Consider the following 19,885-nt stretch of genomic DNA (forward strand, 5'->3'; position numbering starts at 1 on the left):
CCCGCACGCCACCCCCACCAACCCCCACATCCCAGACACCGCCCACTCAGACGCCCTCAACCGGCGCCAACCGAGCGGAGCTCTTACGCTCGGGTCATGTCAGAGGTGTACGCCACCCGCCGATCCCGGCTGAGGGACCGCTGCCAGGCCAGCGGCAGCGCCACCGCGCTGATCTCCCGCCCCGCCAACGTCCGCTACCTCGCGGGCGCCGCCCCGCAGGGCTCCGTGCTGCTCCTCGGCAAGACCGAAGACCTGCTCGTGTGCGCCGGCCCGCCCGACGACCGCCCCACCGAGGGCCGCCCCGACGAGGCGCTGCGGATCCACGCCCTCCCCGGCCCCGGAGGCGACCCCGCCGTAGCCGCGGCCGACCTCGCCGCGACGCAGGGCGGGGTCTGTCTCGCCGTGGAGGAGCACCACCTCACCGTGGCCCGTCACCGAGCCATCCGCTCGGTCGTGCCGCGACTGCGCCTGGCCGACCTCGGCGGCGCGGTCGAGCAGCTCCGGGTGGTCAAGGACGAGGAGGAGATCTCCTGCCTCAGGATCGGCGCGGAGATCGCCGACCAGGCACTCGGGGAGCTGCTCGAATCGATCCTCGTCGGCCGTACCGAACGCCACCTCGCCCTCGAACTCGAACGGCGCCTGGTCGATCACGGCGCCGACGGCCCCGCCTTCGCCACCTCGGTCGCCACCGGCCCGAACGCCGGCCGACGGGCCCATCGGCCGACCGACCGCCGGGTGGAGGAGGGCGACTTCCTCTCCGTCTGCCTCGGGGCCACGTACCGTGGCTACCGGTGCGAGATCGGCCGTACCTTCGTCATCGGTACGTCCCCGGCGGACTGGCAGATCGAGCTGTACGACCTGGTCTTCGCCGCTCAGCGCGCCGGACGGGAGTCGCTGGCGCCGGGCGCCGCCTACCGTGATGTGGACCGCGCGGCACGTCAGGTGCTGGACTCCGCGGGGTACGCGCAGGGCCTTCCGTCGCTGACGGGGCACGGTGTGGGACTCGAAATCGACGAGGACCCGCAGTTGGCTCCCGCGGCCATGGGTAAACTGGACGCTTGCGTGCCGGTCACCGTCGAACCGGGGGTCCACCTCCCGGGCCGGGGCGGCGTCCGGATCGATGACACGCTCGTCGTCCGCCCCGAGGCGGACGGCGGACCCGAGCTACTCACCATCACGACCAAGGAGCTGCTCGCCCTTTAGACAGGAGCGTGCGCCGGGGTCGTCCACGTCAGTCCAGGAGATTCCGCAACCGTGGCTTCCACGAACGACCTCAAGAACGGCATGGTGCTCAAGCTCGAAGGCGGCCAGCTCTGGTCCGTCGTCGAGTTCCAGCACGTCAAGCCCGGCAAGGGCCCGGCCTTCGTGCGCACCAAGCTCAAGAACGTGCTCTCCGGGAAGGTCGTCGACAAGACCTTCAACGCCGGCGTGAAGGTCGAGACGGCCACCGTCGACAAGCGGGACATGCAGTTCTCCTACATGGACGGCGAGTACTTCGTCTTCATGGACATGGAGACCTACGACCAGCTCATGGTCGACCGCAAGGCCGTCGGCGACGCCGCCAACTTCCTGATCGAGGGCTTCACCGCCACCGTCGCGCAGCACGAGGGCGAGGTGCTCTTCGTCGAGCTGCCCGCCGCCGTCGAGCTCGTCGTCCAGGAGACCGAGCCGGGCGTTCAGGGCGACCGCTCCACCGGCGGCACCAAGCCCGCCACGCTGGAGACCGGCCACCAGATCCAGGTCCCGCTCTTCATCACCACCGGTGAGAAGATCAAGGTCGACACCCGCACGAGCGACTACCTCGGCCGGGTGAACAGCTAACCGTGGCTGCCCGCAACACGGCCCGCAAGCGCGCCTTCCAGATCCTCTTCGAGGGCGACCAGCGCGGCGTCGACGTCCTGACGGTCCTCGCGGACTGGGTCCGGCTCTCCCGGACCGACACCCGGCAGCCGCCGGTGAGCGAGTACACGATGCAGCTGGTCGAGGGCTACGCGGTGCACGCGCAGCGGATCGACGAGCTGATCGCCCAGTACTCGGTCGGCTGGACGCTCGACCGGATGCCGGTCGTGGACCGCAACATCCTGCGTCTCGGCGCGCATGAGCTGATCTGGGTCGACGAGACTCCGGACGCGGTCGTGCTGGACGAGATGGTGCAGCTGGCGAAGGAGTTCTCCACGGACGAGTCGCCCTCGTTCGTCAACGGCCTGCTCGGCCGGCTCAAGGACCTGAAGCCCTCCCTGCGCCGCGACGAGGCGTAGAGGGGTTTCGGAAGAACGCCGGAGGGCCCGCAGCATCCCCGCTGCGGGCCCTCCGGCATTCCGGTACCTCTGGGCCTTCCTCAGCCCCATAGAACGCCGCCGGGGTGGCCAGAACCGCAAAGTTCCGGCCACCCCGGCGGCACGTTTCTGCTGAAGGGCCTCAACCTCTGGGAGGGCTCAGCTCTCCTCGGCGTGGGAGACCGCGCGACGCGCGTCCGCGTCCAGCACACCCCAGCTGATCAGCTGCTCGGTGAGGACCGAGGGCGACTGGTCGTAAATGACGGCGAGGGTGCGCAGGTCGTCCTGGCGGATCGAGAGCACCTTGCCGTTGTAGTCACCGCGCTGCGACTGGATCGTCGCGGCGTACCGCTGTAGCGGACCCGCCTTCTCGGCCGGGACGTGGGCCAGTCGCTCCAGGTCCAGGACCAGCTTCGGCGGCGGCTCGGCGGCCCCGCCCGGCGTGGTGCCCGGAAGCAGCTCCTGCACCGGAACGCCGTAGAAATCCGCCAACTCGGCGAGGCGCTGCACGGTCACGGCGCGGTCGCCGCGCTCGTACGAACCGACCACAACGGCCTTCCAGCGTCCCTGGGACTTCTCCTCGACACCGTGAAGAGAAAGGCCCTGCTGGGTGCGGATGGCCCGGAGCTTGGCCCCGAGCTGTTTGGCGTATTCGCTGGACATATAGCTCCCCGGCACTGGGTCGACGCGACTGGCTTGGGTTCCATGCCGCGCGGTTGGTAACTCACTGTGAGGTTACGCAGCGTTACTCTGGCGCGTCAAGCCGAATGGTCCACACCGACTCTTCCGTGCTATCGGTGGCCGATTAGGCCAAGTGGGTGAACAGGAGCGGGTCGCGGGCCTGCTACGGTGGATGGCGCAAACCAGACGTCCTTTAAGGTCCGTCCCGTGAGGCGGAGAAGGAGGTCCTTTTCGTATGGACAGCCAGCAGGACACGCAAGCGTCCGACGCCCGGCCCGTTCTCGAAGGCCCTGACATCGCGCGGGTGTTGACCCGCATCGCGCACGAGATCGTCGAACGCGCCAAGGGCGCCGACGACGTGGTGCTCCTGGGCATTCCGACCCGCGGCGTCTTCCTCGCCCAGCGGCTCGCCGCCAAGCTCGAGCAGATCACCGAGCGCAAGATCCCGGTCGGCTCGCTCGACATCACCATGTACCGCGACGACCTGCGCATGCACCCGCCGCGTGCGCTGGCCCGCACCGAGATCCCCGGTGACGGCATCGACGGCCGCCTCGTCGTCCTCGTCGACGACGTCCTCTTCTCGGGCCGCACCATCCGCGCCGCCCTCGACGCCCTGAACGACATCGGGCGCCCCCGTGCGGTGCAGCTCGCGGTCCTCGTCGACAGAGGCCACCGCGAACTGCCCATCCGCGCCGACTACGTCGGCAAGAACCTCCCCACGTCGTTGCGGGAGACGGTCAAGGTCCAGCTCGCCGAGGAGGACGGTCGCGACACCGTGCTGCTCGGTGCCAAGCAGACCTCCCAGTAGCGCCCACGGCGTACGGCCACTGCCGTACGCCCGCTCAGCGCGCCCTCGCGCGCGCCCGTCTGCCCCAAATCTTCCGATTGAACTGCCTTACGGAGCCTGACAGATGCAGCGTCATCTCATCTCGGCCGCCGACCTCACCCGCGACGACGCCGTCCTGATCCTCGACACCGCGGAGGAGATGGCCCGGGTCGCCGACCGGCCGATCAAGAAGCTGCCGACCCTGCGCGGCCGCACCGTCGTGAACCTCTTCTTCGAGGACTCCACACGCACGCGTATCTCCTTCGAGGCCGCCGAGAAGCGGCTCTCCGCGGACGTCATCAACTTCACCGCCAAGGGATCGAGCGTCTCCAAGGGCGAGTCCCTGAAGGACACCGCCCAGACCCTGGAGGCCATGGGCGTGGACGCCGTGGTCATCCGGCACGGCGCCTCCGGAGCGCCGTACCGCCTCGCCAACTCCGGCTGGATCGACGCCGCCGTCATCAACGCCGGCGACGGCACCCACCAGCACCCCACCCAGGCCCTGCTGGACGCCTTCACCATGCGGCGGCGCCTGGTCGGCCGGGACGCCGGGATAGGGCATGACCTGTCCGGCAGGCGCATCACGATCGTCGGCGACATCCTGCACAGCCGGGTCGCCCGCTCCAACGTCGACCTGCTGCACACCCTCGGCGCCCAGGTCACCCTCGTCGCCCCGCCGACCCTGGTGCCGGTCGGCGTCGAGACCTGGCCCTGCGAGGTGTCGTACGACCTCGACAGCACCCTGGCGAAGACCGACGCGGTGATGATGCTGCGCGTGCAGCGCGAGCGTATGAACGCCGCGTTCTTCCCGACCGAGCGCGAGTACTCGCGGCGCTACGGCCTCGACGGCGACCGCATGGCGCGGATGCCCGAGCACGCCATCGTGATGCACCCCGGCCCGATGGTGCGCGGTATGGAGATCACCGCCGAGGTCGCGGACTCGGAGCGCTGCACCGTCGTCGAGCAGGTCGCAAACGGAGTGTCCATCCGGATGGCCGTTCTGTATCTGCTGCTCGGGGGCAACGAACCCGCCCTCACCCACGCCCGTACCACCGAGGAGAAGTAAGACAGATGAGCAAGATCCTGATCCGTGGTGCGAAGGTGCTCGGCGGCGAGCCGCAGGACGTGCTGATCGACGGTGCCGTGATCGAGGCGGTCGGCACGGGGCTCTCGGACGAGGGCGCCCAGGTCGTCGAGGCGGCCGGCAAGGTGCTGCTGCCGGGGCTGGTCGACCTGCACACGCACCTGCGTGAGCCGGGCCGCGAGGACTCCGAGACCGTGCTGACCGGCACGCGCGCGGCGGCCTCCGGCGGCTACACGGCCGTGTTCGCCATGGCCAACACCTTTCCGGTCGCCGACACCGCCGGTGTGGTCGAGCAGGTCTACCGGCTCGGCCAGGAGCACGGTTACTGCGATGTGCAGCCCATCGGTGCCGTCACCGTCGGCCTGGAGGGCAAGAAGCTCGCCGAGCTGGGCGCCATGCACGAGTCGGCCGCCGGTGTCACCGTCTTCTCCGACGACGGCAAGTGTGTCGACGACGCCGTGATCATGCGCCGGGCGCTGGAGTACGTGAAGGCTTTCGGCGGTGTCGTCGCCCAGCACGCGCAGGAGCCGCGGCTGACCGAGGGCGCCCAGATGAACGAGGGCATCGTCTCCGCCGAGCTGGGGCTGGGGGGCTGGCCCGCGGTGGCCGAAGAATCGATCATCGCCCGGGATGTCCTGCTCGCCGAGCACGTCGGCTCCCGCGTCCACATCTGCCACCTGTCGACCGCCGGGTCCGTCGAGATCGTGCGCTGGGCCAAGTCCCGCGGCATCGACGTCACCGCCGAGGTCACCCCGCACCACCTCCTCCTCACCGATGAGCTGGTCCGCACGTACAACCCGGTCTACAAGGTCAACCCGCCGCTGCGCACCGAGCGTGACGTGCTCGCCCTGCGCGAGGCGCTCGCCGACGGCACGATCGACATCGTCGCCACCGACCACGCCCCGCACCCGCACGAGGACAAGGACTGCGAGTGGGCCGCGGCCGCCATGGGGATGGTGGGCCTGGAGACCGCGTTGTCAGTGGTGCAGGAGACCATGGTGGACACCGGGCTCCTCACCTGGGCCGGGGTCGCCGAGCGCATGTCCGTCAAGCCCGCCGAGATCGGGCAGGCCAAGGGGCACGGACGACCCGTCTCGGCTGGTGAGCCCGCCAACCTCACGCTCGTCGACACGGAATACCGTGGGTCCGTGGACCCCGAAGGCTTCGCCTCGCGCAGCCGCAACACTCCGTACGAGGGGCGTGAGCTGCCGGGCCGTGTGACGCACACGTGGCTCCGGGGCAAGGCCACGCTCGTCGACGGGAAGCTCACGTGACCCCTGCAACACTGCTCACGACCGGACTCGGTACCCATCTCGCGGCCGAACAGAAGTCGGCCGAGGTGACCGACTGGGCCGCCCGCGTCGGCTGGGTCGTCGGCCTCCTCCTCTTCGTCGCGCTCGTCTACTGGCTGATGCGCGAGGGCTGGAAGTGGCGCGGCACGCTCCAGGGCGACCTGCCCGAGCTGCCCAGCGCGCCGGACGACCCCGGCCCGGCCAGACTGAGCATGAGCGGCCGCTACCACGGCTCGACCACGGCAGGTCAGTGGCTGGACCGCATCGTGGCCCACGGCCTCGGCACCCGCAGCCGGGTCGAGCTCACCCTGACGGACGCGGGACTGGACGTCGTACGCCCCGGCGCGGCCGACTTCTTCGTCCCGGCCGACCGGCTGCGCGAGGCCCGGCTCGACAAGGGCATCGCCGGCAAGGTCCTGACCGAGGGCGGACTGCTCGTCGTGACCTGGGCGCACGGCGACCGGCTGATCGACTCCGGGTTCCGCTCGGACCACGCGGCGGAGCACAACGAGTGGGTCGACGTCATTAACTCCATGATCAACACCAACAGCACGGAAGGCGCCGAACGATGACGACCTCCACAAGGGGAGCCGACAAGGTTCCCGCGGTACTCGTCCTGGAGGACGGCCGGATCTTCCGCGGCCGCGCCTACGGGGCCGTGGGGGTGACCTTCGGCGAGGCCGTGTTCTCCACCGGCATGACCGGCTACCAGGAGACCCTCACCGACCCGTCGTACCACCGCCAGGTCGTCGTGATGACCGCCCCGCACGTCGGCAACACCGGCGTCAACGACGAGGACCCCGAATCCCAGCAGATCTGGGTCGCCGGATACGTCGTGCGCGACCCCGCGCGCGTGCCGTCCAACTGGCGCGCCAAGCGCTCGCTGGACGACGAGCTGCGCCACCAGGGCGTCGTCGGGATCTCCAGCATCGACACCCGCGCGCTGACCCGCCATCTGCGGGAGCGCGGCGCCATGCGCGTCGGCATCTTCTCCGGCAACGCGCTGCCCGACGAGGGCACCATGCTCGCCGAGGTGCGTCAGGCTCCCGAGATGAAGGGTGCCGACCTCTCCGCCGAGGTCGCCACCAAGGAGGCGTACGTCGTCCCGGCGATCGGCGAGAAGAAGTTCACCGTCGCCGCCGTCGACCTCGGCATCAAGGGCATGACCCCGCACCGCATGGCCGAGCGCGGCATCGAGGTGCACGTGCTGCCGGCCACGGCGACTGCCGAGGACGTGTACGCCGTGAACCCGGACGGGGTGTTCTTCTCCAACGGCCCGGGCGACCCGGCCACCGCCGACCACCCGGTCTCCGTCATGCAGGCGGTCCTGGAGCGAGGCACCCCGCTCTTCGGTATCTGCTTCGGCAACCAGATCCTGGGGCGGGCGCTGGGCTTCGGCACGTACAAGCTCAAGTACGGCCACCGGGGCATCAACCAGCCCGTGCAGGACCGCACGACCGGCAAGGTCGAGGTCACCGCGCACAACCACGGCTTCGCCGTGGACGCCCCGACCGACAAGGTCTCCGAGACCCCCTACGGCCGCGCCGAGGTCTCCCACGTCTGCCTCAACGACAACGTGGTGGAAGGGCTCCAGCTCCTCGACCGCCCGGCCTTCAGCGTCCAGTACCACCCCGAAGCGGCAGCGGGCCCGCACGACGCCGCCTACCTGTTCGACCGCTTCGTATCCCTGATGGAGGGCCAGCGTGCCTAAGCGCACCGATATCCAGTCCGTCCTGGTCATCGGCTCCGGCCCGATCGTCATCGGCCAGGCCGCCGAGTTCGACTACTCCGGCACCCAGGCGTGCCGCATCCTGCGCGCCGAGGGCCTCAGGGTCATCCTCGTGAACTCCAACCCGGCGACGATCATGACGGACCCGGAGATCGCCGACGCCACGTACGTCGAGCCGATCACCCCGGAGTTCGTCGAGAAGATCATCGCCAAGGAGCGCCCCGACGCGCTCCTGCCGACCCTGGGCGGTCAGACGGCCCTCAACACGGCCATCTCGCTGCACGAGGCGGGCACCCTGGAGAAGTACGGCGTCGAGCTGATCGGTGCCAATGTCGAGGCCATCAACAAGGGCGAGGACCGCGACCTCTTCAAGGAGGTCGTCGAGGCCGTCCGCGGCAAGATCGGCCACGGCGAGTCCGCCCGCTCGGTCATCTGCCACTCCATGGAGGACGTCCTCGCGGGCGTGGAGACGCTCGGCGGCTACCCGGTCGTCGTCCGCCCCTCCTTCACCATGGGCGGCGCCGGCTCCGGCTTCGCGCACGACGAGGAGGAACTGCGCCGCATCGCCGGCCAAGGCCTCACCCTCTCGCCGACCACCGAGGTGCTCCTGGAGGAGTCCATCCTCGGCTGGAAGGAGTACGAGCTGGAGCTCATGCGCGACAAGCACGACAACGTCGTGGTCGTCTGCTCCATCGAGAACTTCGATCCCATGGGCGTGCACACCGGTGACTCGATCACCGTGGCGCCCGCCATGACGCTGACCGACCGCGAGTACCAGATCCTGCGTGACATCGGCATCGCCGTCATCCGCGAGGTCGGCGTCGACACCGGCGGCTGCAACATCCAGTTCGCGGTGAACCCCGAGGACGGTCGCGTGATCGTCATCGAGATGAACCCGCGCGTGTCGCGCTCCTCGGCGCTCGCCTCCAAGGCGACCGGCTTCCCGATCGCGAAGATCGCCGCCAAGCTCGCCGTCGGCTACACCCTCGACGAGATCCCGAACGACATCACGCAGGAGACCCCGGCCTCCTTCGAGCCGACGCTCGACTACGTGGTCGTCAAGGCCCCCCGGTTCGCCTTCGAGAAGTTCCCGCAGGCCGACTCCACGCTGACGACGACCATGAAGTCGGTCGGCGAGGCCATGGCCATCGGCCGTAACTTCACCGAGGCCTTCCAGAAGGCGCTGCGCTCGCTGGAGAAGAAGGGCAGCCAGTTCACGTTCGTCGGCGAGCCCGGCGACAAGACCGAGCTGCTGCGCGAGGCCGTACGGCCCACCGACGGCCGTATCAACGCGGTCATGCAGGCCATCCGCGCGGGTGCCACGCAGGAGGAGGTCTTCGAGTACACGAAGATCGACCCCTGGTTCGTCGACCAGCTCTTCCTCATCAAGGAGATCGCCGACGAGCTCGCCGAGGCGCCGGAGCTCACCCCCGACCTGCTCGCCGAGGCCAAGCGGCACGGCTTCTCCGACCAGCAGATCGCCGAGATCCGCGGACTGCGCGAGGACGTCGTCCGCGAGGTCCGGCACGCGCTGGGCATCCGCCCGGTCTACAAGACGGTCGACACCTGCGCCGCCGAGTTCGCGGCCAAGACGCCGTACTTCTACTCGTCCTACGACGAGGAGACGGAGGTCGCGCAGCGGGAGAAGCCCGCGGTCATCATCCTGGGCTCCGGCCCGAACCGCATCGGCCAGGGCATCGAGTTCGACTACTCCTGCGTCCACGCCTCCTTCGCGCTGAGCGACGCCGGGTACGAGACCGTGATGGTCAACTGCAACCCCGAGACCGTCTCAACGGACTACGACACCTCCGACCGCCTCTACTTCGAGCCGCTGACGCTGGAAGACGTGCTGGAGATCGTCCACGCGGAGCAGCAGGCCGGTCCGGTTGCGGGCGTGGTGGTCCAGCTGGGCGGCCAGACCCCGCTGGGCCTGTCGCAGGCGCTGAAGGACAACGGCGTGCCGATCGTCGGTACGTCCCCCGAGGCCATCCACGCTGCCGAGGACCGGGGCGCCTTCGGCCGCGTCCTCGCCGAGGCGGGCCTGCCGGCCCCCAAGCACGGCACCGCGACCACCTTCGCCGGCGCCAAGGCCATCGCCGACGAGATCGGCTACCCGGTCCTCGTACGGCCCTCGTACGTCCTCGGCGGGCGCGGCATGGAGATCGTCTACGACGAGACCCGGCTGGAGTCCTACATCGCCGAGTCGACCGAGATCAGCCCCTCGCGGCCGGTCCTCGTCGACCGGTTCCTGGACGACGCGATCGAGATCGACGTCGACGCGCTCTACGACGGCACCGAGCTCTACCTCGGCGGCGTCATGGAGCACATCGAGGAGGCCGGTATCCACTCCGGCGACTCGGCGTGCGCGCTGCCGCCGATCACGCTCGGCGGGTTCGACATCAAGCGCCTGCGCGCCTCGACCGAGGCCATCGCCAAGGGCGTCGGCGTCCGTGGCCTGATCAACATCCAGTTCGCGATGGCCGGCGACATCCTCTACGTCCTGGAGGCCAACCCGCGCGCGTCCCGCACGGTTCCCTTCACCTCGAAGGCGACCGCGGTGCCGCTGGCCAAGGCCGCCGCCCGGATCTCGCTGGGCGCGACCATCGCCGAACTGCGCGCCGAGGGGCTTCTCCCGGCGACCGGCGACGGCGGCGAACTCCCGCTCGACGCGCCGATCTCCGTCAAGGAGGCCGTCATGCCGTGGTCGCGCTTCCGCGACATCCACGGGCGCGGTGTCGACACCGTCCTCGGCCCGGAGATGCGCTCGACCGGCGAGGTCATGGGCATCGACTCCGTCTTCGGCACGGCGTACGCCAAGTCGCAGGCAGGCGCCTACGGTCCGCTGCCGACGAAGGGCCGCGCCTTCATCTCGGTCGCCAACCGCGACAAGCGCTCGATGATCTTCCCCGCGCGCGAGCTGGTCGCCCACGGCTTCGAGCTGCTCGCCACGTCCGGCACGGCCGAGGTGCTCAAGCGCAACGGCATCAACGCGACGGTCGTGCGCAAGCAGTCCGAGGGCACCGGCCCGAACGGTGAGAAGACCATCGTCCAGCTCATCCACGACGGCGAGGTCGACCTCATCGTCAACACCCCGTACGGCACCGGCGGCCGCCTCGACGGCTACGACATCCGTACGGCCGCCGTGGCGCGGTCCGTGCCGTGCCTGACGACCGTCCAGGCGCTCGCCGCCGCCGTCCAGGGCATCGACGCCCTCAACCACGGTGACGTGGGCGTCCGTTCGCTCCAGGAACACGCGGAACACCTGACCGCGGCCCGCGACTAGCAGCCCTGAGGGGGACACCGGAAACGGTGTCCCCCTCTTCGTGAGGGAACCATGTACAAGATCTTCTTCAATCTGGTCTTCAAGCGGATGGACCCGGAGCAGGCTCACTACCTGGCCTTCCGCTGGATCCGGCTCGCCGTCCGCATCCCCGTGCTGCGCACGTTCATCGCCGCCGCCCTCGCGCCCCGGTACGAGGAACTGCGGACCGAGGCCTTCGGGCTGCGCATGCACGGCCCCTTCGGACTCGCCGCCGGCTTCGACAAGAACGCGGTCGCGATCGACGGCATGTCGATGCTGGGCTTCGACCACGTCGAGATCGGCACGGTCACGGGGGAGGCCCAGCCGGGCAACCCCAAGAAGCGGCTGTTCCGCCTCGTGAAGGACCGGGCGCTGATCAACCGAATGGGCTTCAACAACGAGGGCTCGCTGGCCGTGGCTGCCCGTCTGGCGGCCCGTGAGCCGGTCTTCAGGACCGTCGTGGGCGTCAACATCGGCAAGACCAAGGTCGTCCCGGAGGCGGAGGCCGCCGGGGACTACGTGAAGTCGACGGAGCGGCTGGCGCCGTACGCCGACTACCTGGTGGTCAACGTCTCCTCGCCCAACACGCCCGGCCTGCGCAACCTCCAGGCCACCGAGTCGCTGCGCCCGCTGCTGACCGCTGTCCGCGAGGCCGCCGACCGCACGGTGACCAGCCGCCGCGTGCCGCTGGTGGTGAAGATCGCGCCGGACCTCGCCGACGAGGACGTCGACGCGGTCGCCGACCTGGCCGTCGAGCTGGGTCTCGACGGGATCATCGCCACGAACACCACCATCGCGCGCGAGGGCCTCGGTTTGAAATCCGAACCCTCCCTGGTCGAGGAGATCGGCGGGCTCTCCGGCGCTCCGCTGAAGGCGCGTTCCCTGGAGGTGCTGCGGCGCCTGTACGCGCGCGTGGGCGACCGCATCGCCCTCGTGGGCGTCGGCGGCGTCGAGAACGCAGAGGACGCCTGGCAGCGCATCCTGGCCGGCGCCACGCTGGTCCAGGGCTACAGCGCCTTCATCTATGAGGGGCCCTTCTGGGGCCGTGCCATCCATAAAGGGCTCGCCGCACGCCTGCGGACCAGCCCGTACGACACCCTCGCCGACGCGGTCGGCGCCGACGTCAGGAAGGCGAAGGAAGCCGCATGACTGTCCTGGAACCCTTTGGTGCCCGCCTCCGCCGCGCGATGGACGAGCGTGGCCCCCTGTGCGTCGGCATCGACCCGCACGCGTCCCTGCTCTCCGAGTGGGGCCTGAACGACGATGTGGCCGGCCTGGAGCGGTTCAGCCGCACGGTCGTCGAGGCGATGGCCGACCGGGTGGCCGTGCTCAAGCCGCAGAGCGCGTTCTTCGAGCGCTTCGGCTCGCGCGGCGTCGCCGTCCTGGAGAAGTCGGTCGAGGAGGCGCGGGCGGCCGGCGCGCTGGTGGTGATGGACGCCAAGCGCGGCGACATCGGCTCGACCATGGCCGCCTACGCCGAGTCCTTCCTCCGCGAGGACTCGCCCCTCTTCTCCGACGCGCTGACCGTCTCGCCCTACCTCGGCTACGGCTCGCTCTCGCCCGCCGTCGCGCTGGCCCGGGAGAGCGGCACCGGTCTGTTCGTGCTCGCGCTGACCTCCAACCCGGAGGGTGGGGAGGTCCAGCACGCGGTCCGCGCGGACGGCCGTACCGTCGGCGCGACGATGCTGGCGCACCTGGCTGCCGAGAACGTGGGGGAGGAGCCGCTGGGCTCCTTCGGGGCGGTCGTCGGTGCCACGCTCGGCGACCTGTCGTCGTACGAACTCGACATCAACGGTCCGCTGCTCGCCCCCGGCATCGGGGCACAGGGGGCCACGCCGGCGGATCTTCCTCGCGTCTTCGGCGGCGCCGCGCGCAACGTCGTACCGAACGTCAGCCGGGGTGTGCTGCGGCACGGCCCCGATGTCGTCGCGCTGCGTGACGCCGCGTCACGCTTCGCCGAGGAGGTCAGAGTCGCTGTGTCGGGTGTCTGACTGCCGTCAGGGGCGTTCGAGCCGCTCGGTGAATCCTCCGATGAGTGCTTCGGTGAGTGACTCGAGGCCGACTTGAGTCTGAATACATCCTCAAATCCAGGGCATTATGTCCTAAATGTCCGGCCTGACGGAGGCTGACCAGGACTTTTCCGCTGTTCTCGCTGACTCTGGCGGACTTGGCCGCTAGTCTCCGACGAGAGTCAACGGGCAAGCGTGTTGCTCGTGGCTCCCCAGGTGTGGGGCGACTAGGTTCCTCACCGGTCCGTATCCGACAGTTCAACATCCGAGGTGACGTAGGCGTGGCTCTTCCGCCCCTTACCCCTGAACAGCGCGCAGCCGCGCTCGAAAAGGCCGCCGCGGCTCGCCGGGAGCGGGCCGAGGTCAAGAATCGACTCAAGCACTCCGGCGCCTCCCTTCACGAGGTCATCAAGCAGGGCCAGGAGAACGACGTCATCGGCAAGATGAAGGTCTCCGCCCTGCTCGAGTCCCTGCCGGGCGTGGGCAAGGTCCGCGCCAAGCAGATCATGGAGCGACTCGGCATCTCCGAGAGCCGCCGCGTGCGTGGCCTCGGCTCGAACCAGATCGCTTCCCTGGAGCGCGAGTTCGGCAGCACCGGCTCCTGATCCGGTCACTCCGGACCGGGAGTCCCGGGCACTCCGGGATTGCTGGAATAATCGCTGCATGAGTGAACGTCCGCGGCTGACCGTGCTCTCCGGCCCCTCCGGGGTCGGCAAGAGCACGGTCGTCGCCCATATGCGCAAGGAACACCCCGAGGTCTGGCTCTCGGTGTCGGCGACGACCCGCAAGCCCCGCCCCGGCGAGCAGCACGGAGTCCACTACTTCTTCGTCACCGACGAGGAGATGGACAAGCTGATCGCCAACGGTGAGCTGCTGGAGTGGGCCGAGTTCGCCGGCAATCGCTACGGCACGCCGCGTGCGGCCGTGCTGGAGCGGCTGGAGGCGGGGGAACCCGTCCTCCTGGAGATCGACCTCCAGGGCGCCAGGCAGGTCCGCGAGTCGATGGCGGAGGCCCAGCTCGTGTTCCTGGCCCCTCCCTCCTGGGAGGAGCTCGTGCGCAGACTCACCGGACGTGGCACCGAGCCGCCCGCGGTGATCGAACGCCGACTGGACGCGGCGAAGGTCGAGCTGGCCGCCGAGCCGGAGTTCGATGTGACCTTGGTCAACACCTCCGTCGAGGACGTGGCGCGCGAGCTGCTAGCCTTGATGGACGTTGTGTGATCGTGCCTGATCGTTTGCAGGCTTGATCATGCACACTGATTCTTTCCCATCCATCGGAAGGTAGAGCGTGTCCTCTTCCATCTCCGCGCCCGAGGGCATCATCAACCCGCCGATCGACGAGCTCCTCGAGGCCACCGACTCGAAGTACAGCCTCGTGATCTACGCGGCCAAGCGGGCCCGCCAGATCAACGCGTACTACTCGCAGCTCGGCGAGGGCCTCCTCGAGTACGTCGGTCCGCTCGTCGACACCCACGTTCACGAGAAGCCGCTCTCGATCGCCCTGCGCGAGATCAACGCGGGTCTGCTGACGTCCGAGGCCGTCGAGGGCCCGGCGCAGTAAGTAGTATTTTCAGCTTTGAGCTGGCTTTTCCACAGGCCCGGCAGCGCGACTGTCGGGCCTGTGGTCTGCTCGGAGTGCGGGGTCGTCGCTCCCCGCTGTGATGCAGCATGGAGTCATCGGTCAACGAGTGGGGAGGCCCGGTGGACAAGCCGAAGGTCGTTCTGGGGGTCAGCGGCGGCATCGCCGCGTACAAGGCCTGTGAGCTGCTGCGCAGACTCACCGAGTCGGGTCACGACGTCCGCGTCGTCCCCACCGGCTCCGCCCTGCACTTCGTCGGCGCCGCCACCTGGTCCGCCCTGTCCGGCAACCCCGTCTCGACAGAGGTCTGGGACGACGTCCACGAGGTCCCGCACGTCCGCATCGGCCAGCACGCCGACCTGGTGGTCGTCGCCCCGGCCACCGCCGACACGCTCGCCAGGGCCGCGCACGGCCTCGCCGACGACCTGCTGACCAACACCCTGCTCACCGCCCGCTGCCCGGTGGTCTTCGCCCCCGCCATGCACACCGAGATGTGGGAGCACCCGGCCACCCAGGAGAACGTGGCGACGCTGCGCCGACGCGGCGCGATCGTCATCGAGCCCGCCGTCGGCCGCCTCACCGGCGTCGACACCGGCAAGGGCCGGCTGCCGGACCCCGCGGAGATCTTCGAGGTCTGCCGCCGTGTGCTGGCCAGAGGCGTCACCGAGCCCGACCTCACGGGCCGGCACGTCGTCGTGAGCGCCGGCGGCACCCGCGAGCCCCTCGACCCGGTCCGCTTCCTCGGCAACCGCTCCTCCGGCAAGCAGGGCTACGCCCTCGCCCGCACCGCCGCAGCCCGGGGCGCCCGGGTGACACTGATCGCCGCCAACACCGGCATGCCCGACCCGGCCGGCGTGGACGTCGTCCAGGTCGGCACGGCCGTACAGCTGCGCGAGGCGGTCCTCAAGGCGGCGCCGGACGCCGACGCGGTGGTCATGGCGGCGGCGGTCGCGGACTTCCGCCCGGCCACGTACGCCGCCGGAAAGATCAAGAAGCAGGACGGCCGGGAGCCCGAGCCCATCACCCTGGTGCGGAATCCGGACATCCTCGCGGAGATCTCGACCGACCGCGCCCGCCCCGGCCAGGTCGTCGTCGGCTTCGCCGCCGAGACGGACGACGTCCTCGCCAACGGCCGTAAGAAGCTGGAGCGCAAGGGGTGCGACCTCCTCGTGGTGAACGAGGTGGGCGAGCGCAAGACCTTCGGCTCCGAGGAGAACGAGGCGGTCGTCCTGGGCGCCGACGGCAGCGAGACACCCGTGCCCCACGGGCCCAAAGAGGCCCTGGCCGAAACCGTATGGGACCTGGTGGCACGCCGACTGGGTTCAAATGTTTGATGCGTTGTCGGCATCTCTCGAGCCTCACTCGATTCGGGTGTGGCGCCCCTGGCCAAGGGTGCGTGGGATTGGGCAGAATGCCCGTGCCGCAGGTCACAGCGCTCCCGAGAGGCGAGACAGGGGGTCGGTGGCCGAGCACGACAGATAAACTGTCCTCGGACGACGCCGGGCGCAGCCCCCGTCCCGTCCGCCCATGATCAGCCAGCAGCCGCTGCAACCCCAGGGAGCGTTGTGTCCCGTCGCCTGTTCACCTCGGAGTCCGTGACCGAGGGTCACCCCGACAAGATCGCTGACCAGATCAGCGACACCATTCTCGATGCGCTTCTGCGTGAGGACCCGACGTCCCGCGTCGCCGTCGAGACCCTGATCACGACCGGTCTGGTGCACGTGGCCGGAGAGGTCACGACCAAGACGTACGCGGACATCGCGACGCTGGTCCGCAACAAGATCCTCGAGATCGGCTACGACTCCTCGAAGAAGGGCTTCGACGGCGCTTCCTGCGGTGTCTCGGTCTCGATCGGCTCGCAGTCACCGGACATCGCGCAGGGCGTGGACACGGCGTACGAGTCGCGGGTCGAGGGCGACGACGACGAGCTGGACCGCCAGGGCGCCGGTGACCAGGGCCTGATGTTCGGCTACGCGACGGACGAGACGCCGACGCTGATGCCGCTGCCGATCTTCCTGGCGCACCGCCTGTCCAAGCGCCTCTCCGAGGTCCGCAAGAACGGCACCATCCCCTACCTGCGCCCCGACGGCAAGACGCAGGTCACCATCGAGTACGACGGCGACAAGGCGGTCCGCCTGGACACGGTCGTCGTCTCCTCGCAGCACGCGAGCGACATCGACCTCGACTCCCTCCTCGCACCCGACATCCGGGAGTTCGTGGTCGAGCCGGAGCTGAAGGCCCTCCTGGACGACGGCATCAAGCTCGACACCGAGAACTACCGTCTCCTGGTCAACCCCACCGGTCGCTTCGAGATCGGCGGCCCGATGGGTGACGCGGGTCTGACCGGCCGGAAGATCATCATCGACACGTACGGCGGGATGGCCCGTCACGGCGGCGGTGCCTTCTCCGGCAAGGACCCGTCCAAGGTGGACCGTTCGGCGGCGTACGCGATGCGCTGGGTCGCCAAGAACGTCGTCGCGGCCGGTCTGGCCTCCCGCTGCGAGGTGCAGGTGGCGTACGCGATCGGCAAGGCCGAGCCGGTCGGTCTGTTCATCGAGACCTTCGGCACGGCCAAGGTCGACGCCGAGAAGATCGAGAAGGCCATCGAGCAGGTCTTCGACCTGCGTCCGGCCGCGATCATCCGTGACCTGGACCTGCTACGCCCGATCTACGCCCAGACCGCGGCCTACGGCCACTTCGGCCGTGAGCTGCCGGAGTTCACCTGGGAGCGCACGGACCGGGTGGAGGCGCTACAGAAGGCCGTGGGCCTGTAGGCGTCCCAGCTCTGTAAGAGGCCCGGTCTCCCTGTGGGGAGGCCGGGCCTCGGTGCGTGTGCCGCTGCCCTCTTGATCCCGGGCACCGTCGGTTGTCAGTGGCATTTGGTAAGAATGCAAGCGTGAGCAGCGAGAACGAGAACGGTGAGGGCGGGGCCGAGGGGGCGTCGCCCGAGCAGCTCGCGCTCATTCGGGAGAGCGTGCGGCAGGCGAAGGTGCCGCGGGCCAAGCCCAGGACCTGGCGGGGGGCCGAGCTCGCGAAGGAACTGCCGGTCGCGCGGGTCCTGGTCGACAAGGGCGTACTGCATCTCGACCGGTACTTCGACTATGCCGTGCCGGCGGAGCTCGACGCCGACGCGCAGCCCGGGGTGCGGGTGCGGGTGCGGTTCGGCGCCGGGCGGCATCGGGTGCGGGAGGGGCGGCGTGAGGGCGGGGGGCTCATCGACGGGTTCCTGGTCGCGCGCCTCGCCGAGTCCGACTACCCCGGGCCGCTCGCGGCGCTCGCGCAGGTCGTTTCCCCTGAGCGGGTGCTGAGCGAGGAGCTGCTCGGGCTCGCACGGGCCGTGGCCGACCGGTATGCGGGCGGGCTCGCCGATGTGCTCCAGCTGGCCGTGCCGCCGCGCAGCGCACGGGCCGAGCAGCGGCCGTCACCGGAGCCGCTGGCACCGCCCGGCAGGCCCGAGGCGGGGTCCTGGGAAAGGTACGAGCGGGGGGCCGCCTTTCTGGAGTCGCTGGCCTCCGGGGGTGCGCCGCGTGCCGTGTGGAACGCGCTGCCCGGCCCCGCCTGGAGCGAGGAGCTGGCGCGGGCCGTCGTCGCGACGCTGGCCTCCGGGCGGGGAGCGCTGGTGGTGCTGCCGGACGGGCGGGCCGTCGCGCGGGTGGATGCCGCGCTGACCTCGCTCATGGGCAAGGGACGGCATGCGGTGCTGACCGCCGACGCCGGGCCCGAGAAGCGGTATCGGGAATGGCTCGCGGTACGCCGTGGGAGCGTGCGGGCGGTCGTGGGGACTCGGGCGGCCATGTTCGCGCCCGTGCAGGACCTTGGGCTGGTCGCCCTCTGGGACGACGGCGACGACAGCCACAGCGAGCAGCATGCCCCGCAGCCCCACGCGCGCGATGTCCTGTTGCTGCGGGCGGCGCAGGACAAGTGCGCCTTTCTGCTGGGGAGTTGGAGCTGCACCGTCGAGGCCGCCCAGCTCGTGGAGAGCCGGTGGGCCCGGCCGTTGGTGGCCGGGCGGGAGCAGGTACGGAGTGCGGCTCCGCTCGTACGGACCGTGGGGGACGCGGATCTCGCGCGGGACGAGGCGGCGCGGGCCGCTCGGCTGCCTACCCTCGCCTGGCAGGCGGTGCGGGAAGGGCTGCGGCAGGGCCCGGTTCTGGTACAGGTGCCCCGGCGCGGCTACGTACCGCGGATGGCCTGCGCCAACTGCCGGGCCCCCGCTCGGTGCCGGCACTGCTCCGGGCCACTCCAGGCGCAGGGCTCCGGGGCCGACCTGCGGTGCGGGTGGTGCGGGCGCGAGGAGGGGGCGTGGCACTGTCCGGAGTGCGGTGCGTTCCGGTTGCGGGCGCAGGTGGTGGGGGCGAGGCGGACCGCCGAGGAGTTGGGGCGTGCCTTTCCCGCCGTTCCGGTGCGGACTTCCGGGCGTGAGCATGTGCTGGACACCGTGCCGGGGACTCCCTCGCTGGTGGTGAGTACGCCGGGGGCCGAGCCCGTCGCCGAGGGCGGTTATGCGGCTGCTCTGCTGCTGGACGGCTGGGCCATGCTGGGGCGGCCCGATCTGCGGGCCGGGGAGGACGCGTTGCGCCGCTGGATCGCGGCCGCCTCGCTGGTGCGGCCGCAGAGCGCCGGGGGGACGGTGGTCGTCGTGGCCGAGCCCACGCTGCGGCCGGTGCAGGCGCTGGTGCGGTGGGACCCCGTCGGGCATGCGGTCCGGGAACTCGGGGAGCGGGCCGAGCTCGGGTTTCCGCCGGTGTCCCGGATGGCTTCCGTGGCCGGGCCCGGGGAGGCGGTCGCCGAGTTTCTCCGTACGGCCGAACTGCCGTCGGAGGCCGAGGTGTTGGGGCCCGTACCGGTGCCCGTCACGGCTGTGGGGCGACCGCGGCGCGTGGGGGCGCCGCCGCCCGGCGAGCAGTGGGACCGCGCGTTGGTGCGGGTGCCGCCCGGGAGCGGGGCCGCGTTGGCGTCCGCCTTGAAGGCCGCGCAGGCGGCGCGGATGGCGCGGGGGGGTGCGGAGGCCGGGGTGCGGGTGCGGATCGATCCGCCGGATATCGGGTGAGGCCGGTGAGCCCTGGGTCCCGGGGTTGTGATCCGGCTGCGGTGTTCCGGAGGTTGTG

General features: G+C 70.2%; 18 protein-coding genes. 17 read left to right on the plus strand and 1 reads right to left on the minus strand.

Annotated elements, in window-relative coordinates; translation table 11 throughout:
• Positions 1-96: 96 nt before the first annotated feature.
• Genes KUM44_RS15750 through nusB form a run of 3 tightly spaced genes read left to right on the plus strand, consistent with a single transcriptional unit; the run spans position 97 to position 2,258 of the window.
• Complete coding sequence (locus tag KUM44_RS15750) at positions 97-1,203, plus strand: aminopeptidase P family protein (RefSeq protein WP_217208508.1); 1,107 nt, start codon at positions 97-99, stop codon at positions 1,201-1,203.
• A gap of 51 nt (positions 1,204-1,254) precedes the next feature.
• The gene (efp, locus tag KUM44_RS15755; RefSeq protein WP_031486831.1) at positions 1,255-1,821 is read left to right on the plus strand and encodes an elongation factor P; all 567 of its coding nucleotides are present in this window, start codon (positions 1,255-1,257) and stop codon (positions 1,819-1,821) included.
• A gap of 2 nt (positions 1,822-1,823) precedes the next feature.
• On the plus strand, positions 1,824-2,258 hold the full coding sequence (gene nusB, locus KUM44_RS15760; RefSeq protein WP_217208509.1) for a transcription antitermination factor NusB: 435 nt from the start codon (positions 1,824-1,826) through the stop codon (positions 2,256-2,258).
• A 177-nt stretch (positions 2,259-2,435) separates the two neighbouring features.
• On the opposite strand, the gene bldD is transcribed toward nusB, so the two are convergent.
• Entirely contained in the window at positions 2,436-2,939 is a 504-nt protein-coding gene (gene bldD / locus KUM44_RS15765; protein WP_004002691.1) for a transcriptional regulator BldD, read from the minus strand.
• 253 nt (positions 2,940-3,192) lie between these two features.
• Between bldD and pyrR the strand changes: the two genes are divergently transcribed.
• The 14 genes from pyrR to KUM44_RS15835 all read left to right on the plus strand — a co-directional run bounded on the left by pyrR (position 3,193) and on the right by KUM44_RS15835 (position 19,827).
• On the plus strand, positions 3,193-3,765 hold the full coding sequence (pyrR, locus tag KUM44_RS15770) for a bifunctional pyr operon transcriptional regulator/uracil phosphoribosyltransferase PyrR (RefSeq protein WP_217208510.1): 573 nt from the start codon (positions 3,193-3,195) through the stop codon (positions 3,763-3,765).
• 103 nt (positions 3,766-3,868) lie between these two features.
• Complete coding sequence (locus tag KUM44_RS15775) at positions 3,869-4,849, plus strand: aspartate carbamoyltransferase catalytic subunit (protein WP_217208511.1); 981 nt, start codon at positions 3,869-3,871, stop codon at positions 4,847-4,849.
• Between the two features lie 5 nt (positions 4,850-4,854).
• Positions 4,855-6,141 (plus strand): dihydroorotase, encoded by a 1,287-nt coding sequence (locus KUM44_RS15780; RefSeq protein ID WP_217208512.1) that lies wholly within the window; start codon positions 4,855-4,857, stop codon positions 6,139-6,141.
• Positions 6,138-6,731: a hypothetical protein gene (locus KUM44_RS15785; protein ID WP_217208513.1), complete on the plus strand. Its 594-nt coding sequence runs from the start codon at positions 6,138-6,140 to the stop codon at positions 6,729-6,731. Before KUM44_RS15780 ends, KUM44_RS15785 begins: the two co-directional genes overlap by 4 nt.
• The gene (gene carA / locus KUM44_RS15790) at positions 6,728-7,870 is read left to right on the plus strand and encodes a glutamine-hydrolyzing carbamoyl-phosphate synthase small subunit (protein WP_217208514.1); all 1,143 of its coding nucleotides are present in this window, start codon (positions 6,728-6,730) and stop codon (positions 7,868-7,870) included. Before KUM44_RS15785 ends, carA begins: the two co-directional genes overlap by 4 nt.
• Positions 7,863-11,171 carry a carbamoyl-phosphate synthase large subunit gene (gene carB / locus KUM44_RS15795; RefSeq protein WP_217208515.1) on the plus strand — a complete coding sequence of 1,103 codons (3,309 nt, stop codon included), beginning with the start codon at positions 7,863-7,865 and terminating at the stop codon, positions 11,169-11,171. Before carA ends, carB begins: the two co-directional genes overlap by 8 nt.
• Before the next feature lie 51 nt (positions 11,172-11,222).
• Positions 11,223-12,338 (plus strand): quinone-dependent dihydroorotate dehydrogenase, encoded by a 1,116-nt coding sequence (locus KUM44_RS15800; RefSeq protein WP_217208516.1) that lies wholly within the window; start codon positions 11,223-11,225, stop codon positions 12,336-12,338.
• Complete coding sequence (pyrF, locus tag KUM44_RS15805) at positions 12,335-13,180, plus strand: orotidine-5'-phosphate decarboxylase (protein WP_217208517.1); 846 nt, start codon at positions 12,335-12,337, stop codon at positions 13,178-13,180. The genes KUM44_RS15800 and pyrF overlap by 4 nt, the downstream gene beginning before the upstream one ends.
• A gap of 299 nt (positions 13,181-13,479) precedes the next feature.
• Positions 13,480-13,803 carry an integration host factor gene (locus KUM44_RS15810; RefSeq protein ID WP_003977346.1) on the plus strand — a complete coding sequence of 108 codons (324 nt, stop codon included), beginning with the start codon at positions 13,480-13,482 and terminating at the stop codon, positions 13,801-13,803.
• A gap of 58 nt (positions 13,804-13,861) precedes the next feature.
• Positions 13,862-14,419 carry a guanylate kinase gene (gene gmk, locus KUM44_RS15815; protein WP_217208518.1) on the plus strand — a complete coding sequence of 186 codons (558 nt, stop codon included), beginning with the start codon at positions 13,862-13,864 and terminating at the stop codon, positions 14,417-14,419.
• Positions 14,420-14,486: 67 nt separating this feature from the next.
• On the plus strand, positions 14,487-14,759 hold the full coding sequence (gene rpoZ / locus KUM44_RS15820; RefSeq protein WP_003988945.1) for a DNA-directed RNA polymerase subunit omega: 273 nt from the start codon (positions 14,487-14,489) through the stop codon (positions 14,757-14,759).
• A 140-nt stretch (positions 14,760-14,899) separates the two neighbouring features.
• Positions 14,900-16,111: a bifunctional phosphopantothenoylcysteine decarboxylase/phosphopantothenate--cysteine ligase CoaBC gene (coaBC, locus tag KUM44_RS15825; RefSeq protein ID WP_217208519.1), complete on the plus strand. Its 1,212-nt coding sequence runs from the start codon at positions 14,900-14,902 to the stop codon at positions 16,109-16,111.
• Between the two features lie 231 nt (positions 16,112-16,342).
• Entirely contained in the window at positions 16,343-17,551 is a 1,209-nt protein-coding gene (metK, locus tag KUM44_RS15830; protein WP_217208520.1) for a methionine adenosyltransferase, read from the plus strand.
• A gap of 122 nt (positions 17,552-17,673) precedes the next feature.
• Positions 17,674-19,827 (plus strand): primosomal protein N', encoded by a 2,154-nt coding sequence (locus KUM44_RS15835; protein WP_217208521.1) that lies wholly within the window; start codon positions 17,674-17,676, stop codon positions 19,825-19,827.
• Positions 19,828-19,885 lie beyond the last annotated feature (58 nt).

Origin of the sequence: Streptomyces sp. AC550_RSS872 (genome assembly GCF_019049285.1) — a bacterium.
In the GTDB taxonomy this organism is placed as follows: Bacteria; Actinomycetota; Actinomycetes; order Streptomycetales; family Streptomycetaceae; genus Streptomyces.